Origin of the sequence: Sorangium sp. So ce302, from assembly GCF_051530145.1 — a bacterium.
Lineage (GTDB): Bacteria > Myxococcota_A > Polyangia > Polyangiales > Polyangiaceae > Sorangium > Sorangium cellulosum_B.
The window spans coordinates 8,568,256-8,586,111 of record NZ_CP150326.1; the positions used below are offsets into that span (position 1 = coordinate 8,568,256).

10 protein-coding genes and 1 riboswitch are annotated in these 17,856 nt (G+C 68.0%); of the genes, 5 read left to right on the forward strand and 5 right to left on the reverse strand.

What is annotated here, in order from left to right:
- Positions 1-17: 17 nt before the first annotated feature.
- From WME73_RS32455 to WME73_RS32470, 4 genes are all read right to left on the reverse strand, one after another.
- Complete coding sequence (locus WME73_RS32455) at positions 18-1,043, reverse strand: dipeptidase (RefSeq protein ID WP_437912053.1); 1,026 nt, start codon at positions 1,041-1,043, stop codon at positions 18-20.
- A 54-nt stretch (positions 1,044-1,097) separates the two neighbouring features.
- Complete coding sequence (gene sugE, locus WME73_RS32460) at positions 1,098-1,415, reverse strand: quaternary ammonium compound efflux SMR transporter SugE (RefSeq protein ID WP_437740225.1); 318 nt, start codon at positions 1,413-1,415, stop codon at positions 1,098-1,100.
- A gap of 21 nt (positions 1,416-1,436) precedes the next feature.
- Positions 1,437-1,505: riboswitch (guanidine-III (ykkC-III) riboswitch) on the reverse strand.
- Positions 1,506-1,672: 167 nt separating this feature from the next.
- Positions 1,673-3,112, reverse strand: a complete 1,440-nt coding sequence (locus WME73_RS32465; RefSeq protein ID WP_437912054.1) for a pectate lyase family protein — start codon at positions 3,110-3,112, stop codon at positions 1,673-1,675.
- 775 nt (positions 3,113-3,887) lie between these two features.
- Positions 3,888-5,543 carry a sigma 54-interacting transcriptional regulator gene (locus WME73_RS32470; protein ID WP_437912055.1) on the reverse strand — a complete coding sequence of 552 codons (1,656 nt, stop codon included), beginning with the start codon at positions 5,541-5,543 and terminating at the stop codon, positions 3,888-3,890.
- 198 nt (positions 5,544-5,741) lie between these two features.
- On the opposite strand from WME73_RS32470, the gene WME73_RS32475 reads away from it, so the two are divergent.
- From WME73_RS32475 to WME73_RS32495, 5 genes are all read left to right on the forward strand, one after another.
- Positions 5,742-7,682 (forward strand): protein kinase domain-containing protein, encoded by a 1,941-nt coding sequence (locus tag WME73_RS32475; protein ID WP_437740229.1) that lies wholly within the window; start codon positions 5,742-5,744, stop codon positions 7,680-7,682.
- 446 nt (positions 7,683-8,128) lie between these two features.
- Positions 8,129-8,665, forward strand: coding sequence for a hypothetical protein (locus tag WME73_RS32480; RefSeq protein WP_437740230.1), 537 nt, complete (start codon positions 8,129-8,131; stop codon positions 8,663-8,665).
- 89 nt (positions 8,666-8,754) lie between these two features.
- The gene (locus WME73_RS32485) at positions 8,755-9,840 is read left to right on the forward strand and encodes a hypothetical protein (protein ID WP_437912056.1); all 1,086 of its coding nucleotides are present in this window, start codon (positions 8,755-8,757) and stop codon (positions 9,838-9,840) included.
- A gap of 169 nt (positions 9,841-10,009) precedes the next feature.
- The gene (locus WME73_RS32490) at positions 10,010-11,497 is read left to right on the forward strand and encodes a hypothetical protein (RefSeq protein WP_437912057.1); all 1,488 of its coding nucleotides are present in this window, start codon (positions 10,010-10,012) and stop codon (positions 11,495-11,497) included.
- A 21-nt stretch (positions 11,498-11,518) separates the two neighbouring features.
- Positions 11,519-16,969, forward strand: a complete 5,451-nt coding sequence (locus WME73_RS32495; RefSeq protein ID WP_437912058.1) for an AAA family ATPase — start codon at positions 11,519-11,521, stop codon at positions 16,967-16,969.
- Positions 16,970-17,055: 86 nt separating this feature from the next.
- Here WME73_RS32495 and WME73_RS32500 read toward each other — a convergent pair whose 3' ends face one another.
- Positions 17,056-17,793 carry a pyridoxine 5'-phosphate synthase gene (locus WME73_RS32500; RefSeq protein WP_437740234.1) on the reverse strand — a complete coding sequence of 246 codons (738 nt, stop codon included), beginning with the start codon at positions 17,791-17,793 and terminating at the stop codon, positions 17,056-17,058.
- Positions 17,794-17,856: the final 63 nt, after the last annotated feature.

Genomic DNA, 17,856 nt, shown 5'->3' on the forward strand with positions numbered 1-17,856 from the left:
CGGCCCGTCGAGAGAGGCTACGCAACCGGGAGCCGCGTTGGAAGCGGGTTGTCACTCAAAATGCGCATCACGTTCTCGCGAAGCACCTTGGCGATCACACGCTCGCTCAAGCCAGCTCGCAGCAGCGCATCCGTCAAGAGCGGAAGATGGGCCGCATCACGCAGCTCACGAGTGGGAATGATGAAACCGTCCCAATCGGATCCGAGCGCTGGCGTGTCCTCGCCGGCAACGTTGATGATGTGCACGAGGTGCTTGACGACGGGCGCGAGCCCGTTTCCGCCGAGATAGAGCGGACAAAAGATGATCCCGGCGCACCCGCCGCGATCGGCGAGCGCGCGGAGCTGGTCGTCATCGATGTTGCGCCAGTGATCGAACGCGCCGGCGATACCCGTGTGGCTGACCATGGGTGGGCGGCGAGCGAGCGCGCATGCATCGAGGAAGCCTGCCCGGTTGATGTGCGCGAGATCGACGATGACGCCGAGGTCCTCGGCGAGGCGCACGACGTCGCGGCCGAAGGCGGTGAGGCCTTCACCATCCCTGCGGCCGCCGCCGTAGGCGGGATAACACGCCTCGTTGGCGCTGAAGTGGCAGAGCCCGAGGTAGCGCACGCCGCGCCGCGCGAAGCGAGCGAGGGTGTCGAGATCGCCTTCGAGCGCGTGCGCCCCCTCGACGCCGAGCAGCGCCGCGACGGCGCCGCGGGCCCTCGCCGCCTCGATGTCCTCGGCCGTGAGCGCCTTCACGAGGCGGCCGGGCCGCGCGCGGACGGCCTGCTCCAGCAGATCGATCTGCTCCTCGACGACGGCGGCGAGCCCGCGCCGCTGCCCGATGGGCAGCGAGACCAGCCCGAAGAACTGCGCGCCGACGCCGCCCTCGCGGAGCCGCGGGACGTCGACGTGCCCGCCGAGGGCGGCGAGCGGCAGCGGCGGCTCGTGCCGCGCCTGCAGATCGTAACCGACCCAGCGCGCCCACATGAGGCTGTCGGCGTGGAGATCGATGGCGGGGTACTGCGCGTGCAGGGCGCGGGCTTCGGGTGTTCCGTGCATGGAGGGAAGGCTAGTCGACCCGAGGCGGCCGGTCGCGCGCCGGGCGACGAGGGCTCAGGGGCTCGCCAGCTTGAGGCCGACGATGGACACAACGAGCAGCGCGAGGAAACCGAGCCTCGCGGCCGTGGCGGGCTCGCCGAACAGGAGGATGCCCGCGATCGCCGCCCCGAACGCGCCGATGCCGACCCAGACGGCGTACGCCGTGCCGATGGGCAAGGTCCGCGAGGCGCTCTCGAGGAGCGCGATGCTCGTGATGATCGCGCCGACCGTGAGCGCCGTTGGCAACGGGCGCGTGAAGCCGTGTGTGTACTTGAGACCGATAGCCCAGCAGACCTCGAGCAGACCTGCCAGGAGCAACGCCAGCCAGGACATGACGACTCTCCTCGTGATGCGGCGGCGTCGTCTTATCCTGACCGGGTACGGCGCGTCTCGTCCGGGACGCTCTGTCTGAAGGAGCGCCGCGGGGAACCTAGCAGCGGCGACGGCCTGCGCAACAGGCAGGCCAGCCGGCGCCGCGTCGCGAGGCCGCACCGTCGCCGCCGCTCCCGCGCCGCTCCGCTGCGCGGAGCGGCGCGGCGCGGTGTGCTGGACCACGCCGCGGCCTCTCGATCGCGCTCTCCTGGAGCTCGCTACTCGATCTGCTCCTCGATTTCCCCCTCGTCCGGGAGCATCGACGAGCTGCCCGCCGCCTGGCGGATCAGCGCGGCGGCGAGCTCGTTGATGTACTCCTCGATCGCGGTGTATCCGGACGGCATCACCTTGGTGTGGTCGCTCGCGTTCGATGAGCTGAGGCCGTGCGCCCGCTCCCACGCGTCCGCCATGCCGTCGCGGTCGGCGTCTGCGGGGGCCGTCCCCGGGCTGAGCCCGTCCATCAGGTTGCTCACGTAGCGGGCGCCCCACGAGCCGTCGCGGCGCTCCATGTTCTTGAAGACGCCCTTCGTCACCACGTCGCGCGGCAGCGAGCCCGCCTGCGCGACGACGAGCCGAGCCGCGTCCTGCGCGCGCTGCGTCGTCACCGGGATGTACCCCGGGACATCCCGCGTGAAATTGAACTGCGTCGCCGAGCGGTACGACTCCGCCTTGTTGAGCTTGCTGAAGCTCGGGTGGAGGTACGGCTGCTTCCAGGGGTTCTCGACGGTGCCCGTGAACTTCCCGGGATCGTCGATGTAGTTGTCGCCGAGGAAGTACTTGAGCCCTGCGCCGGCGCTGCCGTCGAAGTAGAACGGGATCAGCTGATCGCTCGGCCCCTTGATGTAGGTGTTGCCCACGATGTTGAACTGGCCGCTCGCCCGGTTGTGGTGCACGAACCCGTGCCTCACGTTGTAGGCCACGTTGTTGCGGATGTCGGCCGGGCCGTTCGCGACCGCGGGGCAACGCGCCTTGTGATGGGCGAACAGGTTGTGGTGGAGCGTGATCCGGTGGCCATCAGGGCCGTTGATGAGACCGTAATTATGCATCCCCTCTGGATGCCCCGTGGTCGACGACGACTCGATGGTGGACCACTGGACCGTGACGTCATCTGCCTCATAGAGGTCCACGGTCTCATCGACGCCCCAGGCGATCGACATGTGATCGAGGATCACCTTCGAGTTCCGCGAGATCTGCGCTGCGTCGAACTGCTCTCCGGCCGAGCCGTTGTACACGGGCCGGACTCGCAAGAACCGTGCAATGATGTTGTTGACCGCGGTGGAGTACCTGGCGGTCAAGCGACCGCGGATGGTGATGCCCGCGCCGGGGGCCGTCTGGCCCGCGATCGTCACGTCGCCGTTCCGGATGACGACATCCCCTTCGATCACGCCGCTCACGTCGAAGACGATGATGCGAGGCCCGCTGGCGTCGAGGGCCGCCTGGAGGCTCCCCGACCCGCTCGTGCGCAGGTTGGTGACCTTGATGACGCGCCCGCCGCGCCCGCCGGTCGCGACGGCGCCAAAGCCCTCTGCCCCCGGAAACGACGGGAGCGCGCTGGCTGGAGCCGATATCGCCGTGAGCGCAGAAACCGCGGCGATCGCGCAACCGAAGCGGCGGAGACCCTGTGCGCCAATGGAAGAGCAAGTAGGAAGGAATGCCATGTGTCTCGTTCCCCTTTCGTACGTATCAGGCGCCGAACAAGACCGGATCGAACAAGGAAGCCCAGGGTGGGCGCGGCGCTAGGCGCGACGATGTGCCCTGATGAAGCAGGGCGACGCGGAGCAGCGACGCGCTGGGCCCGCCCTCGGCTGCCTGGTGCAGGAGGTCTCGAGCGGCGCTCTTAACCGCAAGCCGTACTGTGATGACCCTACAGGAATCGATTCATCGATGGCAATCATCAATTGCCCATCTGTGCGACAGGGCACATCAAGATCGATCTGAAAATTCCATATCGCCAGATGAAGCGATGCTGGTTATCCTGCACGAGCAGCGCACGAGCGGGCTCATGACATCCCGAGACGCACTCGCCCGCCGGGCGCGCCGAGAAGAGGAATCGTTCGGCGCTCGCCCATCGGCGTCGCGGTCGAGCGCGATGCGCTCCCCGAGGTGCGTTCAGGTCATGCGGGGCGACATCGCAGGCGATTGCTGGTCTTTCTGGTCTGGCTCCGGGCAATCGCCCATCAAGGCCGAGCCTGACCGGTCGTTCGGACCTTCTGGACATGAGGCGTCGGCGACGATCAGAGCTCGACCGGCAGGCGGACGCCCACGAATCCGAGGCAGAGATCCCACGTGAAGAGCCGAACGAACGAGACATCGAGGCGCCTGCGATTGACCGGCTCGAACCTCGGCCTCACGTCTCCCTCACGTCTCTTTCACGTCTCCCTTGGCGCGCTGACCGCCTCTCGCTCCGGCTTTCTCGCTCCGGCGCCGGGTCGACTATGCCAGACGCAACTCACGGATCCTGCGCTGAAGCGCCCGCTTGGAGACCATGAGGCGCTCCACCATCGCGTCGATGTGTCCACCGCACTCCGCGTAGCAGCGGGCGACCTCGTCCGGCGCAAGATGGCTCGCCTGGCGGACCTGCGGGCAGCTCTCCACGAGCGCATAGAGCGATGTCCGCGAGATCCCGAGCTGCTCGGCAGCGGCCTTGAAATCCCACCGGCTCCGGCGGAGCGCGTCGATCAGCTCCTCTTCCCGCACGTCGGAGGGCTTGCGCCAGCCGGCGCCCTTCCCCGAGATCGCCCGCGCCGCCGTGGCGGTCTCCGGCCGCGCCGATCTCGCCGCAGCCGCGCGATCGCCGTCGGCGTGGCTCCGCTGCTCCGGGGCTGCCCGCTGGAGCAGGTGCTCGAGCGCCGGCGCCCCCTCCAGACGCGCCGCGCCCTGGCTCCCCACGGCCAGCTGCCGCGCCACGTTCCGGAGCTGACGGATGTTCCCCGGCCAGTCGTACCGCGCGAGCCGGGCCACCACGGACGCCGGCAACCACGGGGCGCCGTCGGGCCGCGGCGCGTCGAGCCGATGCGCGTCGCCCGAGGCCGTCAGCTCCTCGCGCAGGAAGTGAAGGAGCAGGCGCCCGAGATCGTCTCGGCGATCGCGGAGCGGAGGGAGCGCGATCTCGTAGCCGGCCAGGCGGTGGAGCAGCGGAGCGCGAAAAGCCCCCTCGGCCACCTTGGCCTCCAGATCGGCGTCCGTGGCGGTGATCAGCCGAATGCGCGTCTTCTTCGGCTGCTGGGCGCCCACCGCCTGGATCTCGCCCGTCTCGAGGGCCCTGAGGAGCATCGCCTGCACGTCGGGCGGCGCTTCGCCGATCTCGTCGAGGAAGAGCGTCCCGCCCTCGGCCGAGCCGAAGTAACCGGGACGGTCGCGCACGGCGCCGGTATAGGATCCGCGCTCGGCGCCGAAGAGCTCCGCGGCCGCCAGCAACGGAGGGATCGCCGCCATGTTGACGGCCACGAAGGGCTGATTGCGCCGATTGCCGGCCTGGTGGATCGCCCTCGCGACGAGCTCCTTTCCAGTGCCCGTCTCGCCGCGGAGGAGCACCGCAGTTCCGAGGTCGGCGATGCGGCGGATATGCCACCGCGTCCGCTCCAGAAGGTCGCTATCGCCAACCAGACCGAGGCGCTCCCCCGGCTCCCGCGGGGACGGATCGACCATGTGGAGCAGCAGGACGACGCGACTGGCGAGCTCGATAACGACCCCCCGCGTCACCTCGTCGAGCGAGAAATCGCGGCTCCCCTCCAGCGGGGCGCCATCCACCGCGACGTGGGAGCCGCGCTCCGCCGCGTCCAGCCGGATCCGGTCGTCGGGCAGCGCGATGATGCGCAGGGGTTTGCGGCTCAGGTGGGTATCCCCGAGCGGCGCATCGCCGATCGCCCCCGGTGGACCGAAGTACGGCTCCATTCTCGACAGCGCGACCGCATCGCGAAGCGCGAGGTCGGCGAGGACGGCGCGCTCACCGATGCGCTCGAGACGAGGATGGTAAAGGACGGACAGGGACGGAGCGAGGCGTGTGCATGCCCGCCGTGAGGGGCTCGTGTCGGGGTGCAGCGTCGTCGCGTTCGCGATCGTGGTGAGCCCTGTTCGCTCGGTCACCATGGGGGTGGGAGAATACGCGCCCACCGAAAAGACTTGCAAGCTCAGCGGAGCCGGCGTTCGGTTCCTCCACGCTCCTCCACGCAATGCGCGACGCGCACATTCGAGCACACCGAACCGCTTTGGCGCCGTCGTCGCCTGGGCGCGGACACAGTAACGCCAGTTGACACGATGTGCGCTCGCGCGTAGTAGTTTTCCTTTGTGAAGGGCCAAACGGTCGGCGGGAGATACGCGCTGCTGCGTGAGATCGGCCGCGGCGGCATGGGCATCGTCTGGGAGGCCTTCGATCAGATGCTCCGCCGGCCGGTGGCGCTGAAGCGGATGATGCCCGAGAACGTCGTCTCATTCGACGCAAGGCGCAACTTCGAGCAGGAGGCGACGACCGTCGCCCGTCTCCGCAACGAGCACATCGTCCAAGTCCACGACTACGGAATCGATGAGGGTTCTCCCTATATCGTCATGGAGCTGCTCGAGGGGGAAGACCTCGAGAGCCGGCTTCGCCGCACGCGCCAGCTCCCGGCGGCGGCCGTGCTGTCATTGCTCCGGCAGCTCAGCTCGGGCCTCGAGGCAGCGAGCGCGGCAGGCATTGTCCACTGTGATCTCAAGCCCGCGAACATCTTCCTCGCCCGGGGTGCGTCCGGCGAGTCCGTGAAGATCCTCGATTTCGGGGTGGGGTGGCGGCTGTTCGATGCGCGTGACTGGAGCGGCACGCGCATCGGAACCCCCGCGTACATGAGCCCGGAGCAGGTCCGCGGCGCCGTTCCCCACCCCCTGGCCGATCTCTGGTCGCTCGGCGTCATTGCGTACCGCGCGCTCACCGGCCGATTTCCGTTCTCGATAGAAAATCTGCCAGGGCTCATCATCAGCATCTGCACTGACCCGTTCCCGCCGCCGTCATCGCTCGACGCCGCCCTGCTCCCCGGCTTCGATCGATTCTTCGAGCGCGCCCTGGCAAAGGACCGGACCCGGAGATTCCAGTCGTCCCGCGAGCTCATCACGGCGTTCGCCGCGGTGTGTGACGCGGGGAGCAAGCCCGCCAAGATCCTCATCGTCGATGACGAGCCCGACATGCAGCTCCTGCTGAAGATGCATTTTCGGCAGAACAAGAAGAGCTCCGCCTACGAGCTCATCTTCGCCGACAACGGCCAGCACGCCCTCGAGGAGCTCCGGCGACACCCGGACATCGATGTCGTCGTCGCCGACATCAACATGCCCGTCATGGACGGGATCACCCTGCTCGAGCACATCCCCGAGGTGAACCCGCTCGCGAGGACGGTGATCGTCTCCGCGTACGGCGACATGACCAACATCCGTCGCGCCATGAACCGGGGGGCGTTCGACTTCCTCTTCAAGCCGCTCGATTTCGCCGACCTCGAGACCACGCTGGAGAAGTCCCTCCGCTCCGCAGAGCAGCAGCGACAGAAAGCCCAGGCGAACGAGGAGAACGATATCCTGCGGAAGTTCACGAACGCGGCCCTGGTGGAGCGGCTCCGGGCGCTCGGGCCCGCGGGCGCAGCCGCGAGCGAGGCGCTGGAGGCGACCGTCGCGTTCGTCGATGTCTTCCGGTTCACCCGCGTGGCGCAGGAGAGGCCGCCCGCCGAGGCCACGCGGCTTCTCAACGCCAACTTCGAGGTGATCGTCCCGGAGCTCCTGGCGCACGGAGGCATCGTGGACAAATTCGTGGGCGACGCCGTCATGGCGGTGTTCCACGGGCCGGAGCACCTCGACCGGGCGCTCTCGGCGTGCGTCGCCGTACGGGAGCAGCTCGAGACGGTCGCTCGGCGTACGGGGAAGGATTCGCCTTACGCTCACGGGGTATGCGCGGGCGTCTCGACCGGCAGCGTCCTGGCGGCGGAGGTCGGCTCGCACGCGTGCGCGCGGCTCGGCTACACGGTGCTCGGGCAGGCAGTGAACGCCGCCTCCCACCTCGCGCGCGCAGCGCTGTCCGGGGAGATCCTCGTCGACGAGGCGGTCTGCCGGGCCGCCCGGCAGGAGTTCAAGTTCGAGAGCGCCGGCGCGCGGAGCATCTGGCCCAGGGCCGAATCGACGACCGTCTACAGGGTGGCGGGGCGCGACGTGACGCGGCCGCTGCTCGAGGGGGAGCAGACGGTCCAGATCTCCCTGGAGCCCAGGCCGGCGTAGGCGCCGCGCTGACATCGTGTCGGCCGGCAGGGCGCCGCACGGCGCCGGCATGTCCGCCTGCACGGCACCGGCACGGCGCCGGGACCTCGGCCGGCACGCCCGCCGACACGTCGGCCGACACGTCGGCCGACAGTTTGCCGCACGCGCTCGACGGAACGCCCGCGGCCGCCGTCACATCCCGGCCTGGAAACGCCCGCATCCCCGCACGTCGGCTGGGCGGCGGACATGCACGCACGGCTGGTACGCGCCGTGCAATTCCCATTCGCAGACGGTTCGGTTCCATCCGAATGTCTTTCTTGACTGGATCGAGCGGCTCGGAGCAGGCGGTTCTTTCCAGCGAGCGACGGCCCCTGAGGACTCGCAGAGCACGCGATTCACCGGGCCGCGCGCGCCTGCTGCGACGCGCGAAGCGCCCTTCAACTACACCACGCGAGGGAATGACGACCATGTCCACAGAGACAACGAATTATCCGCCCGGCGTCCTGTCATTGCTCTATCACCTGAGGTACGCGGGCCTCACCGTGAACCCAGACAAGAACAAAGTGCTGAAAGACTTTCGCCTGAGCGCCACCGAGAAGAAGGTGTTCAACAAGTGCGGCGACATGGGGCACCCCGACGACGACTGCGTCGCGAACGTCCTCTACCTCACGAAGGATGAGGTCAACGAGAGGCTCTTCAAGAACACGAGCGACGAGGCGCCCGCCCCGTCGGCGAGCGGCGTGGCACGCAAGCCGGGTCTCCTGTCCTTCCTTTATCATCTGGTGCACACCGCGGAGGTCTACAATCGCTTCCACCCCGACGATGAAGCGCGCAAGAACGAATCCAGAAGCTCGCTGATGAGCGAGTTCAAGCTGAGCGAGCGGCAGAAGAAGAAGCTCGACAGCCACATCGCAAGAGGCCCGTCCGACGACGGTTCGCTCGAGGCCCTGCTGGATCTCGCCGTTCCCGAGCTCAACGGCGACGCCTGGTACAAGGCCTGGTGAGTGGGTAGCCTCGGGCGCTGCTCGAAGGCCGACCGCGGCAGTCGGTGGTCATCGCGCGGGCACGGCCCGGCAGGACGAGAGGTCGCTGCATGATCGTTCGGTCGATGGAGAAGACGCTGGAGCTCGTCGAGCCTCATGCCCCGCCGACGCTCGTGTCACCGCGAGATTGGCGCGCCTTCAGCCGCTGCGCCCCGGCCCTGCTGGACGCCGCCTCGGTCCTGACCCTCGAATGTCATCTGGGGGCGACCGCTGCGCGGGTCGACTTTCTTGCCTGTATTCTGGCGGAAGGGAGAGAGCTCCTCGCGTCTCGGCTCCCGCGCTCGCGCCGCGAAGGTCCGGTCGCCCCCGGCGGCCCTCCGCCGGTGGAAGGCGCCGATCCGCTCCGGGGCCCTCCAGGGCGTCTCCTCGCCGCGTGGACCACGCCCGGCACCCTCCTGTTCGAGCAGGTTCCCCTGCTCTGGTTCGAGTTCGATCAGCCGGCCGCGCGTCGTGGTCCGGTCGAGCCGTCCGTGCTCCTCTGCCTGGATCCGAGGCCCCTCACGAACCTGGAGGCCCCGGAGGCAGAGCGCGACTTCAGCCCGAGCGGCCGGCTCCGGCTCGTCGAGGCGGCCCTCTCCGTGCTCCTCGATGGGCCAGTCCCGGCGTCGACCCAGGCCGCGCTGCTCCGTTGCTTCACCCTGTTGCCGGACGGCGGCCACGCCGTTCATCTGTCCGTCATGAGCGCCAGGCAGCCTGCGACGCTCAAGCTCAACGTCTCGCTGCCGCGCGACCGGCTCATCGGCTACCTGCACGGGGTGGGCTGGCCGGGCAAACCCGGTGAGGTGGAGGAGCTGCTGAGAGCGCTGCGCGTCGATGACGAGCGCGTCACGATCGACGTCACCATCGGAGACAACGTCGCTCCTCGGCTCGGGATCGAGCTCTTCGATCTCGCGACCCGGAAGCTGGACCCGGGCCGGAGCGCGACGCTCGAGCGCCTCTCGTCGCTCGGCCTCTGCACGCCCTCGCAGCGCGACGCGCTCACCGCGTGGCCCGGGTCCTCGCGCGAGCGCTGCCGGGAGCACGAATGGCCGTCCCGCGTGCGCCGCTGGATCGACCTGAAGATCGTCCTCGGCCCGGATCGAGCTCTGTCGGCCAAAGCCTACCTTGGTGTCTTACGTTGCTTCTCCCTCGCCTGAGAACCGACACACACGCTGTATTCCGGAGCGTCGCACAATGAAACGCCATTCGTCCTCCATCTACAGATCGGCTTCGATGATCCTGGCGGGCGCGGCACACCTGTCGTGCACCGCGACAGTCCAGCTGCAGAGCTCCTCTCCCCCGCCCTCCCCTCCCGAGAACACGGGCGTGTCCTCACCGGTTGACGACGAGACATGCCGGGCGGAGCTGTGGAGCAAGTTCCCGAGCTTCACCGACAAGCTGTGCTCGGCCCTGCCCCGAGACATCGATCCCGAGCTGCAAGAAAGAACCATAGGGAGGGGGAAATACGCAGAAGGCAACCGTCTATACGACATCCTGGCATGGCAGTCCTTCATCGCGATGGCATGGCCGGTGACCAAGGACGGCCGCGCGCGGCCTCGCCTTGCGGACGATGGCGCCCATGGGTGGGATACCTGGAAGACCAGTTACGACATCTTCAAGCCGGACGGCGGCCCACCCGATGCATGGAACCCTGCCGAGCAGCAGGCCAGGCGGGACGCTCCGGACGCGAGCTTCGCGATCAATGCCTCCCGCACGCTACAGGACGACAGACAGGCCGACTCGTTCATCCTCTGGGACCAGAACGGCAACAAGGTGTATTACGAGGTGCTGTACAGCGAGCGTTTGTTCAAGTACCTCAACGACAACGCGCTCTACAGCATCGATGGACAGATCGCCTACAGCGCGGAATACTGCGCCACCCGCGAGGAAGACTGCACCAACCCCGACGCGCCCTGGGGCAACCCGCGGAACGAGGATCAGATGCCCTCGATCGCGCTCAAGCTCGCGTGGAAGCTGCTGGACGAGAGCGACAGGCACCTCGAGGGGCGCTTCATCCTCCGGAAGGCGTACGTCCGCACGGGCGCAGGCCCGTCGCTGCAGACGTTCGGCCTCGTGGGCGCGAACGTCATGATCAAGACGCTCTCGGCCAAGAAGCAATGGGTCTGGGCTGCGTTCGAGCACATCGACAACGTCGATGTCAACCCGCTCGAGACGCACGACGGCAAGCCGCTCAAGCCCTCGTTCAACAATCCGGATTGCCCGCTGTGCCCGGTCAATGAGCCGCCGGATGAGCGCGTCTGGCCGCCCTTGGGGGGTCCGTGGGTGAGCCGCACGCAGGTGCACCGGCAGCAGCCGATCCGGGAGGACACAGCCGCCCTGAACAGCCAGGTCCAGGCGCAGCTCGAGAAGAACCGCTCTGCCCTGCAGTTCTACGAGCTCGTCGGCACGCAGTGGCCGACGGACGGCGGGGGCGAGCCGTCGCCGTCGGACAAGCTCCCCGATGCCGTCGCGAACGAGTCCGGCGGCCGGCCGTACCGACCTTACCTCGTGAACACTGTCCTGGAGACATACATGCAGAAAGGCAACACGGTCGCCGCCGACGTGAACCGCGCTCTACGCCCCGAGACGACCCGGATATTCCACACGTCGAGCTGCATGGGCTGCCACTCCGACGCGCAGATCGCCAGGGGAAGGTCGCAGGATAAAATCACGTGGGGAGAGCGCGGCAGCGGTGATTTCTTGTGGAGCTATGCGAAGAAGGCCAGACCGAAGGCCGCCCCGGCGGGCGACGGGCAGGCCTATGGAATGACGAGCGCGGCCGCGGCCGACGCTCAGCCGAAGCAGCGGAAGTAGCTGCACGCGAAGGGCGAGTTCATGCAGATCCTCCTGGGCTACGATGTGACCGCGACCGTCGTCGAAGAGACGCGGACTGCCACCTATCGAGCCATCCGATCCGCCGACGGGCAGCCAGCGCTGATCAAGGCGCTCCACGTCGCTTACCCGACCCTGCTCGACATCACGCGCATCAAGCACGAGCACCAGCTCGCCCAGATGCTCGACAGCCCGTACATCCTGAAGGTGCAGCGGCTGGAGAAGCACCACGGCGTACCGGTGCTCGTCCTCGAGGATTTCGCGGGTGAGCCGCTGCACTCCGCCATCCCCGCCGAAGGGCTGGACATCGAGCTGCTCCTCCGCGTCGCGATCCAGCTCTGCCGAGCGCTCGAAGCCTTGAATGAACGGGAGATCACCCACAAGAACATCCATCCGGGAAGCATCCTGTTCGACCGGGAGACCGGCCGCGCCAAGCTCACGGATTTCAGCATCGCTTCCCGGCTGCCTCGCGAGAGCCAGACGATCGAGAGCGTCGCCCGGATCGAGGGGCCCCTGGCCTACATGTCACCCGAGCAGACCGGCCGGATGAACCGGGCCCTCGACCATCGCACGGATTTCTACTCGCTCGGGGCGACGCTGTACCAGATGCTCACCGGCCGGCCGCCGTTCCTGGCCACCGATCTGCTCGAGCTCGTGCACTGTCACATCGCCCGGCGGCCGACGCCGCCGGAGGAGCTGCGGCCGGGAGTGCCTGCCCCGCTGTCGAGCGTCGTCATGCGCTTGCTGGCCAAGGCGGCCGAGGACCGTTACCAGAGCGCGCGCGGGCTGCGCATCGACCTCGAGACCTGCCTCGCCGGGTGGAGCTCCGCCGGCGAGATAGCGCCGTTTCCGACAGGCAGGCAGGATCGCTCGGAGAGGCTGCAGTTCCCGCAGAAGCTCTACGGGCGCGACGCGGAGGTCGCCGCCCTCACGGGCGCCTTCGAGCGCGTCGCCCGAGGCGCCACCGAGATCGTGCTCGTCCATGGCTATTCCGGCGTCGGTAAATCGACGCTGGTCAACGAGCTCCACAGGCTCGTCGTCGGCCAGACCGGCAGCTTCCTCTCCGGCAAGTTCGATCAGTTCAATCGGGGTCTACCCTACAGCTCCCTCATCGAGGCGTTCCGGCAGAGCATCCGCCAGCTGCTCACCGAGGACGAGGCGCGGCTCTCTGTCTGGAGGACGCGGCTCGGACGCGCGCTCGGCCCCAACGGCCAGATCATCGTCGATGTGATCCCGGAGCTCGAGCTGGTCCTCGGCCAGCAGCCGGCCGTGCCCCAGCTCGGCCCAGCGGAGTCTCAGAACCGGTTTCGTCAGGTCTTCCAGAGCTTCATTCAGGCCTTCGCCCAGAGGGAGCACCTCCTCGTGCTCTTCCTCGACGACCTGCAGTGGGCCGACGCAGCGTCCCTGGATCTGCTCCGGTACCTGAGCGAAAACCCGGCCAGCGGCTACCTGCTGCTGATCGGCGCGTACCGAGACAACGAGGTCACGGACGGCCACCCGCTGGGCCGCGCGTTCGAGCGCCTCCAGGTGGAGGCGACGAGGGTCACCCACCTCGCGCTGGCGCCGCTCTGCCAGGACGATCTCACGGGGTGGCTCGTCGACGTCCTCTCGTGCACGGCAGAGCGCGCGGGGCCGCTCGCGTCGCTCCTGGCCAGCAAGACCCACGGCAATCCGTTCTTCGTCATGGAGTTCTTGAAGACGCTCCATCAAGAGCGGCTGCTCGTGTTCGACCCGGCGCTCTCGGACGAGCGCGGCGTGGGCGCGTGGCGCTGGGACATGGATCAGCTCAGGTCCGTCGGGGTCACGGACAACGTGGTCGACCTCCTGGTCGGCAAGCTGCAGAGGCTCCCGCTCGCAGCGCAGAGCGCGGTGAAGCTGGCGGCCTGCGTCGGGGGCCGCTTCGACTCGAACATCCTGTCCATCGTGTTCGAGCGCTCGCCGCGGGAGACGGCCGACGCCCTGTGGGAGGCCGTGCAAGCGGGCCTCATCCTGCCCACGGATCAGTCGTACAAGCTGCTGCTCGGCGCCGAGCCGGGAGATCCCTTCGATGCGTCGCTGGAGGAGCTCGCCGTCCCGTACGAGTTCCTGCACGACCGCGTGCAGCAGGCAGCCTATTCGCTCATCCCCGACCAGGACCGGAAGAAGACCCACCTCGACATCGGCCGCCTCCTCCGGCGGCGCCTCCCGACCGAGCGCGTCGCGGAGCGGCTCTTCGAGGTGGTCAATCACCTGAACGCAGGCGCCGAGGTGGTGCGCGACACGACGGAGCGCCAGGAGATCGCGCAGCTCGATCTCACCGCCGGTCGCAAGGCAAAGGCGTCCGCTGCCTACGAACCGGCGCTGCGCTACCTCGCCGCTGGCACCGAGCTCGTCGGGGCGGAGGGGTGGAGCCGCTGTCATGAGCTGACGTTCGCGCTGCACCTCGAGAGGGCCGAGTGCGACTATCTCATGACCCGCTTCGCGGACGCCGACGAGAGGTTCGCGCTCCTGCTCCGCAACGCCCGTACCGACGACGAGCGGGTCGCCGTGCATACCGCCCGTGTGACGCAGCTCCTGCACCTGTGCCAGTACGAGCAGGCCGTGGAGACCGGCTTGCTCGCGCTGCAGCTGCTCGGCATACGGCTGTCGTCCAAGCCGCACATGGGTGAGGTGCTGCTCGAGCTCGCCCAGGTTCGATGGAAGCTGCGGGGCAGGCAGATCAGCGAGCTCAGCGAGCTGCCGGACCGCATGACGCCGGAGATCCGGGCGGCGATGGGTCTGCTCATCACCCTCTGGTTCCCTGCCTACCTGCTGCAGCGCGAGCAGCTCATCGGGCTCATCATCCTCAAGCTCGTGCAGCTGTCGCTCACCTACGGCAACACCGAGGCCTCCTCGTTCGCGTTCGCCTGCTTCGGCATGTTCAACAGCTCGGTGCTCCGCGATCCCAGGACGGGCGCGGCGTACGGCAAGCTCGCCCTGGTCCTGGCGCGCAAGTTCAATGATCCATCGGTGACGTGCAGGACGCTCTTCGTCATCGCGAGCTTCCTGGAGGTGTTCTCGTCCCACCTGCGCGAGGCGCTCGATCTGCTCGCGGAGGCGATCCAGTGCGCCGTCGACTCCGGCAACCTGGTGCAAGCATCGTACTGCATGTGCCTGAGCATCTACTGGACCTCTCTGGTCGACACCCCGATCGCCGAGGTGACCGCGCAGGCTCGCCGGTATCTCGAGTTCGGACGACGGACCGACGCCCAGAAGGTGGTCCAGTGCATGCAGATCACCCTGCGCTGGACGCGAGAGCTGCAGGACGCCGACCCCTCCGCGCTGCGCTCGAACGAGCACTCGCTCGAGCCGGACGCGTACGTCACCGAGGACATGCAGCGCGCGCAGCACCTGCTGCTGGCGCTCCAGATCGGCTACCTGTTCGAGCGTCATGACGAGGTGGTGGAGATCGCGTCGCGGCTCGAGGCCTACAAGGACATGCTGGACCCGAGCTCGGCGTTCGTTCCGCACCACGCGTTTTACCGGGCGCTCGCGGCGCTCTCGCTGGTTCCGGACGCGGACGGCGCGGACAGGCGCCGCCTGCGCGGCGCGATCGACAAGGCAAAGCGGATCTTGCACAAGTGGGCCGAGCACAGCGCGGTGAACGCCCGCCACAAATATGCGCTGGTGCTGGCCGAGGAGGCGCGCGTGGAGGGCCGATCCAGGCAGGCGGCGAGGCTCTACGACGACGCGATCTCCGCAGCGCGGAAGAGCGAGTACCTCCACGATGTGGCTTTGGCGTGCGAGCGCGCGGCGCTGTTCCATCTGAACAGGGGCAAACCGCAGCTGGCCGGCTCGTACCTCCAGGAGGCGCGCGGCTGCTATCTCACCTGGGGCGCGCACACCAAGGTCCGCGCGCTCGACGAGCAGTATCCCGTGCTCCTCATGCGGTCGTCTCCGGCGCAGGTGAAGCATCAGAGCGGCACCGCCGTGACGGTGTCGCCGACGCCCCAGGACCTCGACTTGACCACGGTCGTCAAGGCGTCCCAGGTGCTCTCCAGCGAGATCATGCTCGGTCGGCTCCTGGACAGGATCATGCAGATCATGCTCGAGAACGCAGGCGCAGAGAAGGGAGTCCTCCTCATCAAGGAAGCCGGCCAGCTCGTCATCGAGGCCAAGGGGACGATCGCGTCCGGGGAGGTCACCGTGCTTCAGTCGATCCCGATGGATCAGAGCCCGGATCTCCCGCACGCGCTGGTGAACTACGTCGCCAGGACGCGGGAGAGCGTCGTGCTGCGCGACGCGGCGCGGGATGAGCGGCTGGTCAGCGACCCCTACGTCGTGCGTTGCCAGCCGAGGTCGGTGCTCTGTGCCCCGCTCGTTCATCAGGGACAGCTCGTCGGTGTGCTGTATCTCGAGAACAACCTCATCACCGACACCTTCACCTCGGATCGGCTGAAGGTGCTCCGTCTGCTCTCGTCGCAGGTCGCGATCTCGATCGAGAACGCGCGGCTCTACAACGATCTCGAGCGGAAGGTCGACGAGCGAACCGAGGAGCTCAAGCGCAAGAACATCGCGCTGGCGTCGACGCTCGAGCACCTCCAGCAGACCCAGCAGCAGCTGATCCAGGCGGAGAAGATGGCGTCGCTCGGCAACCTCACCGCGGGAGTCGCTCACGAGCTCAAGAACCCGCTCAATTTCGTCAACAACTTCGCTGATCTGTCCGTTCGATTCGCGGATGAGCTCGTCACGCTCTCGACCGAGCTCCATCTCGACGACCCGCACAGCGGCGAGGTCATGGCGAAGATCAGGGAGGTGCTCCCGATGCTGAGGATCAACGCGAACAAGATCGCGGAGCACGGCAAGCGCGCGAACGCCATCGTGAACAACATGCTGCTGCACTCCCGTGTCCTGTCGGGCGTCCGAGAGCCGGTGAATTTGAACGCGCTGGTCGAGAAGTCGGTCGAGCTCGCGATGGTCGGCAAGCTCGCTGCGGCGCCCGCCCTGGACGTGGTGGTCGAGAAGGAGTTCGACGCTTCGCTCCCGCCGGTCGAGGTGATGGATCAGGAGCTCGCTCGCGTGATCATCAACCTGGTCAACAACGCGCTCTACTCCGTAGGTGAGCGGGTGCGGGCGGAGAGGGGCGCCGCGGCGGAGCCGCCTCGCATCCGGGTGTCGACGCGCCGGGTCGGGTCGATCGCCGAGATCCGGATCTGGGACAACGGCACCGGGATACCGGAGCTCATCCGTGAGCGGATCTTCGACCCATTCTTCACGACCAAGCCCAACGGGCAGGGCACCGGGCTAGGGCTCTCCATCTGCTATGAGATCGTGCGTCACGGCCATGGAGGCGCGATCCGGCTCGGGAACACCGAGAAGGGGCGCCACGCGGAGTTCATCGTGGAGCTGCCGGTGCGCGGCCCCGCGTCCCGCCCGTCCGCGGCCGTGCCGGTGGATGACGTCGCTGTCGATCCGCTGAGCAAACACCGGAGCTGACGAGGGCTGGCGCCGCCGGCGGCGCGATCGCGGCGGGGCGAGCTCGGCCGGCGCAGCGCTGACCGGCGCGCTCGGCCGGCCCTCCGCTACTGCGCCGGCGCGGGGCGCCCCTCGACCGCCGCGAGGTAGTCGCGCACGGATTGCTTCATCCCGACCTCGAGCGCATGCGCCACGAGGTGGTGACCGATCGACACCTCTTGAATCTGCGGCGCTTCGCGGACGAGCGGCGCGAGGTTCTCCACGGTGAGGTCGTGCCCCGCGTTGATCCCGACCCCGGCCGCCACGGCGGCCCTCACGGTCGCGACGATCTTGTCGAGCTCCGCGCGGTGATCGCCGCGATCGAACGCCTGGGCGTAAGGACCGGTGTAGATCTCGATGCGATCGGCCCCCATCTCCGCGACCACGGGCACCACCGCCGGGTCGGCCTCGACGAAGAGGCTTGTCCGGATCCCCTCCTCCTTGAGCCGCTTCACCACAGGCTGGAGGACGAAGCGCCATTTCGCGACGTCCCAGCCGCGGTGCGAGGTGAGCTCGCCCGGCGTGACCGGGACCAGCGTGCACTGCGTCGGCCTGAGCTCGAGCGTGAGGTCCAGGAACTCCTCGCGGAGATCGCCTTCGAAGTTCGTCTCCACCGTGGTGATGTGGCGAGTCACCGCCCGCGCGTCGTCCGGCGTGATGTGCCGCCGGTCCGCCCTCGGATGGATGGTGATGCCGTGGGCTCCGTAGTCGACGATCTTCCGGGCGAAGGAGAGGACATTCGGGGCATCGTGTCCCCGCGAGTTCCGCAGGAGCGCGATCTTGTTCACGTTGACGCTGAGCTTCATGGAACATCCTCTCGCCGGCTCGTGCGCGGCGCTCGCGACGCCGCTATACACGATCGACGCCGC